General features: G+C 45.7%; 8 protein-coding genes and 8 tRNA genes. 15 read left to right on the top strand and 1 reads right to left on the bottom strand.

All coding sequences use genetic code 11. The features are described 5' to 3' along the window. The first annotated feature begins 2 nt into the window (after window positions 1-2). Window positions 3-806: a peptidoglycan DD-metalloendopeptidase family protein gene (locus AR383_RS21210; protein ID WP_083481513.1), complete on the top strand. Its 804-nt coding sequence runs from the start codon at window positions 3-5 to the stop codon at window positions 804-806. 55 nt (window positions 807-861) lie between these two features. Then, entirely contained in the window at window positions 862-1812 is a 951-nt protein-coding gene (gene rpoS, locus AR383_RS06185) for an RNA polymerase sigma factor RpoS (RefSeq protein ID WP_055732345.1), read from the top strand. Window positions 1813-1871: 59 nt separating this feature from the next. Here rpoS and mutS read toward each other — a convergent pair whose 3' ends face one another. Then, window positions 1872-4433 (bottom strand): DNA mismatch repair protein MutS, encoded by a 2562-nt coding sequence (gene mutS / locus AR383_RS06180; protein ID WP_055732344.1) that lies wholly within the window; start codon window positions 4431-4433, stop codon window positions 1872-1874. A 168-nt stretch (window positions 4434-4601) separates the two neighbouring features. On the opposite strand from mutS, the gene recA reads away from it, so the two are divergent. The 13 genes from recA to AR383_RS06115 all read left to right on the top strand — a co-directional run bounded on the left by recA (window position 4602) and on the right by AR383_RS06115 (window position 11554). Continuing rightward, a complete protein-coding gene (gene recA, locus AR383_RS06175; RefSeq protein WP_055732343.1) occupies window positions 4602-5648 on the top strand; it encodes a recombinase RecA in 1047 nt (348 codons plus the stop codon). Window positions 5649-5686: 38 nt separating this feature from the next. Beyond that, window positions 5687-6136, top strand: coding sequence for a regulatory protein RecX (locus tag AR383_RS06170; RefSeq protein WP_055732342.1), 450 nt, complete (start codon window positions 5687-5689; stop codon window positions 6134-6136). A 142-nt stretch (window positions 6137-6278) separates the two neighbouring features. Then, the gene (gene alaS, locus AR383_RS06165; protein ID WP_055732341.1) at window positions 6279-8903 is read left to right on the top strand and encodes an alanine--tRNA ligase; all 2625 of its coding nucleotides are present in this window, start codon (window positions 6279-6281) and stop codon (window positions 8901-8903) included. A 30-nt stretch (window positions 8904-8933) separates the two neighbouring features. Beyond that, entirely contained in the window at window positions 8934-10148 is a 1215-nt protein-coding gene (locus AR383_RS06160) for an aspartate kinase (protein ID WP_055732340.1), read from the top strand. A gap of 109 nt (window positions 10149-10257) precedes the next feature. Beyond that, the gene (gene csrA / locus AR383_RS06155) at window positions 10258-10437 is read left to right on the top strand and encodes a carbon storage regulator CsrA (RefSeq protein WP_016402827.1); all 180 of its coding nucleotides are present in this window, start codon (window positions 10258-10260) and stop codon (window positions 10435-10437) included. A 213-nt stretch (window positions 10438-10650) separates the two neighbouring features. Beyond that, window positions 10651-10743: transfer RNA gene (locus AR383_RS06150), tRNA-Ser, on the top strand. 11 nt (window positions 10744-10754) lie between these two features. Beyond that, a tRNA-Arg gene (locus AR383_RS06145) sits at window positions 10755-10831 on the top strand. A 40-nt stretch (window positions 10832-10871) separates the two neighbouring features. Next, window positions 10872-10948 (top strand) — tRNA-Arg (locus AR383_RS06140). Between the two features lie 54 nt (window positions 10949-11002). After that, window positions 11003-11079 (top strand) — tRNA-Arg (locus AR383_RS06135). A 41-nt stretch (window positions 11080-11120) separates the two neighbouring features. Beyond that, window positions 11121-11197: transfer RNA gene (locus AR383_RS06130), tRNA-Arg, on the top strand. A gap of 45 nt (window positions 11198-11242) precedes the next feature. After that, a tRNA-Ser gene (locus AR383_RS06125) sits at window positions 11243-11335 on the top strand. 11 nt (window positions 11336-11346) lie between these two features. Next, a tRNA-Arg gene (locus tag AR383_RS06120) sits at window positions 11347-11423 on the top strand. Window positions 11424-11477: 54 nt separating this feature from the next. Continuing rightward, a tRNA-Arg gene (locus tag AR383_RS06115) sits at window positions 11478-11554 on the top strand. Window positions 11555-11633 lie beyond the last annotated feature (79 nt).

The following is an 11633-nucleotide window of genomic DNA, read 5'->3' as shown; positions in this document are numbered from 1 at the left end:
ATATGAAAAGCCTGTATTTCGTTGTCATTCTGCTGTTACTTGCCCTACTTCAAGGATGTAGTCGGCAAGGCGGTCCCGCGCCAGTGGCAAATGCAGGCACTTATAACGCAGATAACCGCGGAATTTTGAGCGGTTCCTCTTATAAGGTAAAAAAAGGCGAAACCTTATATTCGATAGCTTGGCGAGCTGGGCTTGACCCCGAAGAACTGGCAAAAAGAAATAATATTTCGGCTCCCTATACAATTTATGTTGGACAAACCATTAATTTGAAGGGTAACGGAGTTAAGTCTCGTAATGTCAAAATCAATAAGCATAAAACAGCGAAGCCGCAAGTTAGTAAGAGCAATAATTCACCAAAAAAACTTGAATCGACGTCAACAAAGGCATACGCTAAAAACTCGCCCGTGACTAAAGCGAGTAGTCAAAGCGGACCTGTAAAAGCATGGATATGGCCTACAAAAGGCAAAGTTATCCGAGGGTTTTCCGATAGGGAAAACGGCAATAAGGGCTTGGATATTCGCGGTAGACAAGGGCAGAAAATTGTTGCCTCGGCACCCGGTAGAGTGGTTTATGCTGGTAGCGCGTTAAGAGGTTACGGTAAACTTATAATAATAAAACATAACGATGACTTCTTAAGTGCCTACGCACATAACAGTCGATTACGTGTAAAAGAAAAACAGCAAGTAGTAGTAGGGCAACATATCGCCGATATGGGCGATACAGGAACAACCGATACGAGATTACATTTTGAAATCCGTTTCAAAGGAAAGTCGGTAGATCCAAAGAAGTATCTACCGGCACTCTAGCCTAGATTGCAAATCATAATAATAGCGATCAGGTATTGTTCAGGGAGGTTATGCTATGACCCAAGTAAAAACTGCTGTAAAACTTAAAAGTATTTCAACGGACGACGCTAAAGCTAGCGATATGGGCAGTGCTGTTGAAAAAGACGACATGATGCAAGCCGATGCGTCAAAGAGCTTAGATGCAACTCAGCTCTATCTTGGCGAAATCGGATTCTCTCCCTTACTTACCGCAGAGGAAGAAGTTCTCTATGCTCGCAGAGCATTAAGAGGCGACGAAGCTGCGCGTAAAAGGATGATCGAAAGTAACTTACGTTTAGTGGTGAAAATAGCACGGCGCTATAACAACCGTGGTTTAGCTTTGTTAGACCTCATTGAGGAAGGAAACCTCGGTCTAATTCGTGCGGTAGAAAAGTTTGATCCTGAACGTGGTTTTCGCTTTTCAACCTACGCCACTTGGTGGATCCGTCAAACCATAGAACGGGCAATAATGAATCAAACCCGTACTATTCGTTTACCTATTCATGTGGTGAAAGAGCTTAATGTTTATCTACGTACAGCACGAGAATTAGCTCATCGCCTAGATCATGAACCAACCGCAGAAGAGATCGCCGAAACCCTTGATCGTCCTGTAGAAGATGTCACCAAAATGCTGCGCTTAAATGAGCGAATTAGTTCAGTTGATACGCCTATTGGCGGTGATAACGACAAAGCCTTATTAGACATTATCTCCGACGAGAACGATCATGGTCCAGAACATCGAACCCAAGATGATGATATGAAAAATAGCATCGTTGGTTGGCTTGGTGAATTAAACAGCAAGCAACGTGAAGTGTTAGCGCGTCGTTTTGGTTTGTTAGGTTACGAAGCTTCTACCTTGGAAGATGTGGGCCGTGAAATAGGTCTAACTCGCGAGCGGGTGAGACAAATACAAGTGGAAGCATTACGCCGTCTACGTGACATATTGTCACTACAAAACTTGTCCATAGATTCATTGTTCAAAGTTTAACAAGTGAGTTTAAAATACTAAAAAGGAAGCTTATTAAGCTTCCTTTTTTTATGGCTTGATTAGTCGATTTGTTGCTGCAGTTGAAACAGCAGGTCTAAGGCCGCTCTAGGGGAAAGCTCATTGGGGTCGAGCTGTTTCAGCTGCTCAATCACCGGGTGGACAGCCTCGTCTAGCTCAATAGTTAACTGCTCTGCGACAACTTCGCTGCTCGGTTTCTGCTCGTGCAGTTGCAGTGATTCCAATTGCTTTAGTTTTGCTTTGGCTTGTTGAATTACCTGTTTCGGTATACCGGCAAGAGCGGCAACTTGTAAACCATAACTTTTACTGGCGGCCCCATCTTGTACTTGATGCATGAAGGCAATGGTGTCTTGGTGTTCAACAGCATCAAGGTGAACATTGGCAACGCCATTTAATAGTTCTGGTAATTGGGTTAATTCAAAGTAATGGGTAGCAAATAGCGTTGGTGATTGCAGTTTACTTAATGCTTGAGCTACCGCCCATGCCAGTGACATACCGTCATAAGTGCTGGTGCCTCGGCCAATTTCATCCATTAAAATCAGACTGTTAGCGGTGGCATTGTGCAATATGTTGGCGGTTTCGGTCATTTCTACCATGAAGGTAGAACGGCCACTAGCTAAATCATCAGAAGCGCCAATACGGGTAAAAATTTTGTCGATGGGGCCGAGTTCTGCGCTATCTGCAGGCACGTAGCTGCCAATATAAGCCATTAAACATATTAAGGCAGTTTGGCGCATATAAGTCGATTTACCGCCCATGTTGGGCCCCGTCACAATCAATAACTTGCGCTGTTCATTGAGCTCTAGTGGATTGGCAATAAACGGGGTATCGTTGACTTGCTCTACTACTGGGTGACGTCCTGCTTGAATGTTAATATTGGGCTGGTTGATAAAGCTAGGGCGCACGTAGTTAAGGGTTTCAGCCCGCTCGGCTAAGCAACATAGCACATCTAATTGAGCAATAGCCTGAGCACTTTGTTGCATGGCGTTAATGTGCGGAAGCAGTAAGTCGAGTAATTGCTCATAAAGCTGTTTTTCTAAGGCAAGTGCTTTGCCTTGGCTGGCGAGCACTTTCTCTTCATGCTCTTTTAGTTCGGCAATGATGTAGCGCTCCATGTTTTTCAGCGTTTGCCGACGAATGTAGTGCGCGGGCACCTCTTCTGAATGCGCTCTGCTTACCTCAATATAAAAGCCATGTACTTTGTTGTAGCCAATTTTTAAATTAGCAATGCCAGTCTGCTCACGCTCTCGTTGTTCAATATCACTTAGGAACTGAGTTGCACCTTCATTTAAGTTACGCCATTCATCAAGCTCTTGGTGGTAACCTTCAGCAATTACCCCTCCGTCGCGGATAAGTACTGGCGGATTATCGATAATGGCGCGTTGCAATAAGTCGAGTATTTCTGGAAATTGACTAATAGCGTTGGCTAAAGGACTTAGGGCCTGACAGCCTTGTAAGCTAGTTTGTAGCTCTGGAAGTAAGGCAAAGGCATTACGCAGGCGGGCTAAATCACGTGGTCTTGCAGAACGCAGCGCTAACCGGGCGAGGATCCGTTCGATGTCGCCAATTGATTTAAGTTGGCTTTGCAGCTCTGGGTAGAGATCTTGGCTGAGAATTTCGGCAATACAATCTTGGCGTTGGCTTACCTGCTGCTGGTTTCTCAGCGGCTGATGGATCCAGCGGTTAAGTAAACGGCTACCCATTGCAGTGGCGCTGCGGTCGAGTACTGAACTAAGGGTATTATCAACCCCACCCGAAAGATTGCGAGTGAGCTCCAAGTTTTTACGACTCGCAGCATCAAGTTGAATAAACTGACTTTGGTTTTCTACGATAATCGCGTTGATGTGCGGTAGGGCGGTGCGCTGCGTATCTTGCACGTACTGCATCAAACAGCCAGCAGCGGCCAGCGCTAAGGGGTATTCACTGACACCAAAACCGTCTAAGTGTTGAGTAGCAAATTGCTGGTTCAGTACTTTTTCTGCCGTTGCTAGGTCAAATTCCCATTCTCCACGTCGGCGTAGGCCCTTGTAATTGGCCAAATAAGCCGAAAATTCAAAGTTGTCGGGATAAAGTAGTTCCGCAGGATTTAAGCGTTGTAGCTCAGCTTGAAGTTGCTGCTCTCCAACAAATTGGTTAATCACGAAGCGACCGCTGGCAATATCCAAATAGGCTAAGCCAATGTTTTGCTGCTGGTTTACCACGCTCACCAAAAAGTTTTCTTGTTTTTCTTGGAGCAAAGCCTCATCACTCACCGTACCTGGGGTGATGATCCTAACCACTTTACGTTCTACAGGGCCTTTGCTGGTGGCTGGGTCTCCCACCTGTTCGCAAATGGCTACCGATTCACCTAACTGTACTAACCTAGAAAGGTAATTTTCAACCGCATGGTAAGGAATCCCCGCCATTGGGATCGGGGTGCCTGCTGATTGTCCTCGCTTGGTGAGGGAGATATCCATTAGCTCTGAAGCGCGTTTGGCATCATCGTAAAACAATTCGTAAAAATCACCCATGCGGTAAAATAGTAAAATTTCTGGATGCTGCGCCTTCAAAGTAAGGTATTGACGCATCATAGGCGTGTGTTTATCTAGATTTGTTTCTGTCATTAGGCTAGTTGTATGAATTGGTTGTGGCAAAACGAAACAGCTAGGATAAAAGCTGCTAGTGAATTAGGCAAAACTCTTTTACGAATTTTATGGAATAAACTTGATACTGTATGAATACCCAGTATACTACTATTCATTAAGATAGTTTATAGCACCTATGAGGGCGATATGGATCAGAATAAACAAAAGGCATTAGCTGCGGCCCTAGGCCAAATTGAGAAGCAATTTGGTAAAGGCTCAATCATGAAGCTCGGCGACAACCGTACCATGGATATAGAAACTATTTCTACAGGTTCTTTATCTATCGATATCGCCTTGGGCGCAGGTGGCTTACCAATGGGCCGAGTGATTGAGATTTATGGCCCAGAGAGCTCAGGTAAAACTACCTTGACCTTAGAAGCCATTGCTCAAGCGCAAAAGGCTGGCAAGGTCTGTGCTTTTGTTGATGCCGAGCATGCTCTCGACCCTATCTATGCTAAAAAGTTGGGCGTAGACGTAGATAACTTATTAGTGTCGCAACCAGATACTGGTGAGCAGGCGCTAGAAATCACCGATATGTTAGCCCGCTCTGGTGCGGTAGACATGATCGTTATCGACTCAGTAGCCGCACTAACCCCTAAAGCCGAAATTGAAGGCGACATGGGTGACAGCCACGTAGGTTTACAAGCTCGTTTAATGTCGCAGGCGCTACGTAAGTTGACCGGCACACTTAAGCAAACTAATTGTATGTGTATTTTCATTAACCAAATTCGTATGAAAATTGGTGTGATGTTTGGCAACCCAGAAACCACCACTGGTGGTAATGCGCTTAAATTCTACGCTTCGGTACGTTTAGATATTCGTCGTATTGGTGCGGTTAAAAACGGTGATGAAGTGGTGGGCAACGAAACCCGCGTTAAAGTGGTGAAAAATAAAATTGCACCTCCATTTAAGCAAGCCGAGTTCCAAATTATGTATGGTGAAGGCTTTAACCGTTATGGTGAGTTAATCGACTTAGGTGTTAAAGAAAAACTGGTAGATAAGGCCGGCGCTTGGTTCTCTTACAAAGGCAATAAAATTGGCCAAGGTAAAGCCAATGCTTCTAATTACTTAAAAGAGCACCCAGAAGTGGCGCAAGAAATCGAAATGACTATTCGTCATAACTTGCTCAACAGTAATAGCGCTGAACCAGAGCAAGCAGCACCAGCTGATGCTCCGGTTGATCAAGAAGCGTAAGCGATAGTAACAGGGGAGCCGTCAGGCTCCTTTTTATTATGACCACGAGAAGCGCTTTACATGTCACTATTGACTTGCTGTCAAGACGCTCTTATAGCCAACAGCAATTGTCACAAAAACTGCAGCAAAAAGGTTTCGACCAAAGCGAAATCAGTGATGCGCTGGATTACGCCCAGCAAAATGCCTGGCTAGATGATGAAAGTTACGCTTATTCATTAACTCGGGCTCGTCTTGCTAAGGGCTACGGCCCTAATTATATTCGTCAATATTTACGTCAAAAGGGCATTAGCAACGAGCTAGCGGCAAAAGTGCTGAGCGATCCTGAGTGGGATTGGTATCAGGCTTTAGAGCTCAGGTTTTCTCGTAAATTTAAGCAGGGGCTGCCAGAGCGCGGTCCACTACAGCAAAAATGTCGCGCCTACCTGTTTCGTAGAGGTTTTGACGCCGACTTAATCAATATCTTGTTTAGTGAACAAGCTCAGCAATAAGCCCTGAACACTTTGCCTGCAAGGGTCTGCGTGATATATTGTCGCGATTAATTACGATTTCACCTTTAATAGCGTTAATCAACGAGTTGTCTTGGTATTGACTAAGCACTCGAGTTGTTATGAACCCCCAGGATAGAGTTTAATGAAGATGACTTCAGCTGAAGTGAGAGAGGCCTTTTTAAGCTTCTTTAACAGCAAAAATCACCAGATAGTTGCCAGTAGTTCATTGGTTCCCCATGACGATCCCACCTTATTGTTTACCAATGCGGGGATGAATCAATTTAAAGATGTTTTCCTTGGCATCGATAAACGTAACTACAGCCGAGCGACTACCTCGCAGCGTTGTGTTCGAGCGGGTGGTAAACATAACGACCTAGAGAACGTTGGTTATACCGCGCGTCATCACACCTTTTTTGAAATGCTTGGTAACTTTAGCTTTGGTGATTACTTTAAAGAAGACGCGATTAGCTACGCTTGGGAATTTTTAACTGAAGTCGTTAAGTTACCAAAAGAAAAACTATTGGTAACGGTTTATCAAAGCGATGATGAAGCCTTCGATATTTGGGCAAACAAAATTGGTGTGCCTAAAGATAGAATCGTGCGCATCGGTGACAAATCACCGGAGAAGAAGTTTGAGTCAGATAACTTCTGGCAGATGGGGGATACCGGTCCTTGTGGTCCCTGTACCGAGATTTTCTACGATCATGGTGAGCATATCTGGGGTGGTCCTCCAGGAAGTCCCGAGGAAGATGGCGACCGCTTCATTGAAATATGGAACGTAGTTTTCATGCAATTCAACCGTCAAGCCGACGGTCGCATGGAGCCTTTACCTAATCCTTCAGTGGATACTGGCATGGGCTTGGAGCGTATTTCTGCTATTTTGCAGGGCGTTCACTCAAACTATGAAATCGATATTTTCCAAAATCTTATCGCAGCAGCAGCCGAGATTATTGGCACTAAAGATTTAGAGAATAAATCCTTACGTGTCATTGCCGACCACATTCGTTCTTGTGGTTTCTTGATTGCTGATGGTGTTATGCCTGCTAACGAAGGGCGCGGCTATGTATTACGCCGGATTATTCGCCGTGCGGTTCGTCATGGTAATAAGCTAGGTGCAAGCGAGGCATTCTTTTACAAGTTATTGCCTGCGCTAATTAAAGAGATGGGCGAAGCCTACCCCGAATTACCAAAGCAATTGCCAGTAATTGAGCGCGTACTGAAGCTTGAAGAAGAGCAGTTTGCCAAAACCTTAGATCGGGGTTTAATGATCTTAGACGAGGCCTTAAATGAGCTTGAAGGTACGGTTATTCCAGGCGAGCTAGTGTTTAAGCTTTATGATACCTATGGTTTTCCGGCTGACTTAACCGGCGATATCGCCCGCGAGCGCGAGCTGACTATTGATGAAGCACAGTTTGAAGCCGCGATGCAGGCGCAACGCGAGCGGGCCAAACAAGCGAGTAATTTCGGTACCGACTATAACGACAATCTAGTGATCGATGCTGAAACCGAATTTTTGGGTTACCAGCACCTGGAGGCTCAGGCTAAGATCATTGAAATTTACCGTGATGGCCAATCACAAAGCCAATTAAACGAAGGCGAACACGCCATCGTGGTATTAGATAAAACCCCATTTTACGCTGAGTCGGGTGGTCAAGCCGGGGATGCTGGTGAACTAATTTACTCTGGCGGAAGCTTTGTGGTGCAAGACACCGTTAAGATAGGCAAAGCCTTTGTGCATAAAGGTTATGTACAAGGTGCTCCTTTAACTCTGCCGCTTGAAGTTAAAGCAAGTGTTGATTCTCGTCGTCGTTGGAACACAGCACTCAATCACTCTGTCACTCACTTATTGCATGCGGCTTTACGCCAGACATTGGGCGAGCACGTAACGCAGAAAGGTTCACTGGTTGAAGCGGCGCGCTTGCGTTTTGACTTCTCTCATTTTGAAGCGGTATCGATGAAATCGATCCGTCAGGTTGAGCACTTAGTTAACCAGCAAATTCGTCGTAACTTGCCGGTCATTACTAAAGTGATGAATTTAGACGAAGCCAAACAGGCCGGCGCAATGGCCTTGTTTGGTGAGAAATATGACGACGATGTACGCGTAGTGAGCATGGGCGATTTCTCAACGGAACTCTGTGGCGGAACTCACGTTAACCATACCGGCGACATTGGCTTCTTTAAAATCACCAGCGAAGCAGGTATCGCAGCAGGCGTGCGCCGTATTGAAGCGGTGACAGGCCAATTTGCCATTGATTTGATTCACCGTTTAGCAGAAGAAACCGAAAAAGCGGCTAACTTGGTAAAAGGTGATCAATTCAACATTGGTGAAAAAGTGATGCAATTGGTTGATCGCAACAAGATGTTGGAAAAAGACATTAGCCAATTAAAGGCCAAGTTGGCTAGCGCAGCGAGTAACAATGCGACAGATCAAATACAAACTATCAACGGTGTGAAAGTATTATTGGCCCACCTAGAAGGTGTGGAAGGTAAGGCGCTACGCAGTAGTGTAGATGAGCTAAAAGTGAAGTTAGACAGTGGCGTTATTCTGCTTGCTGCGGTGAATGACGGCAAGGTCAGTTTGGTGGCCGGGGTAACTAAAGATCTCACTAGTCGTGTTAAAGCCGGTGAAATGGTGAATATTGCCGCTCAATGTGTGGGTGGTAAGGGTGGCGGCCGACCTGATATGGCACAAGCGGGTGGTAATCAGGCTGATGGCCTACCTAAAGCATTGGAAAACGTTAAACAGTGGCTTAGTGAGCAACTGTAATTGGCTAAGTGTTAAGTAAAAGGAAAGCAAGTGGCACTAATTGTTCAAAAGTATGGTGGTACCTCGGTCGGCTCGCTTGAACGCATAGAGGCGGTGGCTGATAGAGTTATTCGTTGTAAAGAAGCGGGCGATGATATCGTAGTTGTGCTTTCTGCTATGTCTGGAGAAACCAACCGTTTATTAGGCTTAGCAAAAGAAATCGACGAGAATGCCTGTGAGCGTGAGAAGGATGTATTAGTCTCAACCGGCGAGCAGGTTACGATTGCTTTGCTTAGTATTGCATTGCAGAAAAAAGGTTGTGATGCCATATCGATGACTGGCGACCAAATCCGCATGCATACTGATGATGCTCATGGTAAAGCTCGCATCACTCATATTGATGACCATAATATTCATGGCCACTTAAAACAAAATAAGGTGGTGGTGATTGCTGGTTTCCAAGGACGTAGTCCTGATAATGCTATTACCACCTTAGGGCGTGGTGGTTCGGATACCACCGCGGTGGCTATTGCTGCCGCCCTAAAAGCCGATGAGTGCCAAATCTACACTGACGTTGATGGTGTATATACCACAGACCCAAGAGTAGAGCCGAAAGCGCGTAGGTTAGACAGTATTACTTTTGAAGAAATGCTAGAAATGGCCAGTTTAGGGGCCAAAGTACTACAAATCCGCGCGGTAGAGTTCGCCGGTAAATACAACGTACCATTACGAGTATTATCTAGTTTTACCGAAGGTCAGGGGACCTTAATTAGTTACGAGGGAAATAAAATGGAGTCACCGGTCATTTCAGGCATTGCGTTTAACCGAGATGAAGCAAGCTTAACCATATTAGGCGTGCCTGATAAACCCTCGGTAGCAGCATCTATTTTGGCGCCGATTGGCGACGCGAATATCGATGTGGATATGATCATTCAAAACTCGATGGGTGACAATACCGCAGACTTTACCTTCACGGTACATCGTAATGATTATAACCGGGCTAAGCAGCTTTTAGAGCAAACAGCGCAGGAGCTAGGCGCTCGTGACGTTCAGGGTAAAGATTCTCTAGCCAAAATCTCCATTGTTGGCGTTGGCATGATGAACCACCCTGGGGTCGCCAAAACCATGTTTGAAACCTTAGGTGACGAGGGCATTAATATGCAACTAATCTCGACTTCTGAAATCAAAGTATCGGTAGTGGTAGACGAAAAGTATTTGGAACTGGCGGTACGCGCACTACATACCGCCTATAACCTAGACCAATAATAATGACTCTGGAGCTTAAACAGGCTAGTCTATGGGTTAATTGCCATAGAATAGTCGCTAAGTGACAGGTCACTAAAGAACAAAAAAATATCAATTTGAGGAGATATTAATGCTAATTTTGACTCGCCGTGTTGGCGAAACCTTGATGATTGGGGATGAAGTAACCGTTACTGTACTCGGTGTAAAAGGTAATCAGGTGCGCATTGGCGTGAATGCACCGAAAGAAGTATCGGTTCACCGTGAAGAAATTTATATGCGTATTCAAGCAGAAAAAAGCGCCGGTGCTTAAGCCAGTATCGTCAATTTAATGCTATAGCACTATAGGAAGCCTCTGGCTTCCTTTTGTTTTTTTACTCGGCGCTAAGTTGTTTAGCGATGGCATATTAGCCAGTTATTAGTCAAAAACTTTGTCAACTGTTCGAAAGCTGAACGAACGAGAGAAAAGTAACAAAAAAGGTTTGACTATATTTTTTGAAGCAGTAATATCTGCATCCGAAATCGCGGTGAGGTGGCCGAGTGGCCGAAGGCGCTCCCCTGCTAAGGGAGTATAGGGTTTGTAGCCCTATCGAGGGTTCGAATCCCTCCCTCACCGCCATCGATTTCAACGCGCGTGTAGCTCAGCTGGATAGAGTACCTGGCTACGAACCAGGCGGTCGGAGGTTCGAATCCTTCCACGCGCGCCATATTTTAAATGCTTAGGCATTATAACAACGTGTTATCTGCGCGCGTGTAGCTCAGCTGGATAGAGTACCTGGCTACGAACCAGGCGGTCGGAGGTTCGAATCCTTCCACGCGCGCCATTATTATTAAAAGCTCATAGTGATGTGGGCTTTTTTTATTGAAGTGTTATCTGTGCGCGTGTAGCTCAGCTGGATAGAGTACCTGGCTACGAACCAGGCGGTCGGAGGTTCGAATCCTTCCACGCGCGCCATATTTTAAAATGCTTAGGCATTGTAACAACGTGTTATCTGCGCGCGTGTAGCTCAGCTGGATAGAGTACCTGGCTACGAACCAGGCGGTCGGAGGTTCGAATCCTTCCACGCGCGCCATTCTTCTACCGGTTTGCTTTTAGCAAGCGGGTGAAGTGAAATCGAGGTGAGGTGGCCGAGTGGCCGAAGGCGCTCCCCTGCTAAGGGAGTATAGGGTTTGTAGCCCTATCGAGGGTTCGAATCCCTCCCTCACCGCCATCGATTTCAACGCGCGTGTAGCTCAGCTGGATAGAGTACCTGGCTACGAACCAGGCGGTCGGAGGTTCGAATCCTTCCACGCGCGCCATTTCTTTTTTATTTGAAGCTTGGGCAAATCTCTTCTAGGCTTGTTATACCCCACGCGCGTGTAGCTCAGCTGGATAGAGTACCTGGCTACGAACCAGGCGGTCGGAGGTTCGAATCCTTCCACGCGCGCCATTTTAGTGTATTGCTACACTGCTTGTTTATTATTCACCATTTATTCATCTTGAATTTTTCCACTTGTGATCACGAAGAC

Source organism: Agarivorans gilvus (assembly GCF_001420915.1).
Taxonomy (GTDB): Bacteria; Pseudomonadota; Gammaproteobacteria; order Enterobacterales; family Celerinatantimonadaceae; genus Agarivorans; species Agarivorans gilvus.
This window is presented reverse-complemented; position numbering and strand designations above follow the sequence as displayed.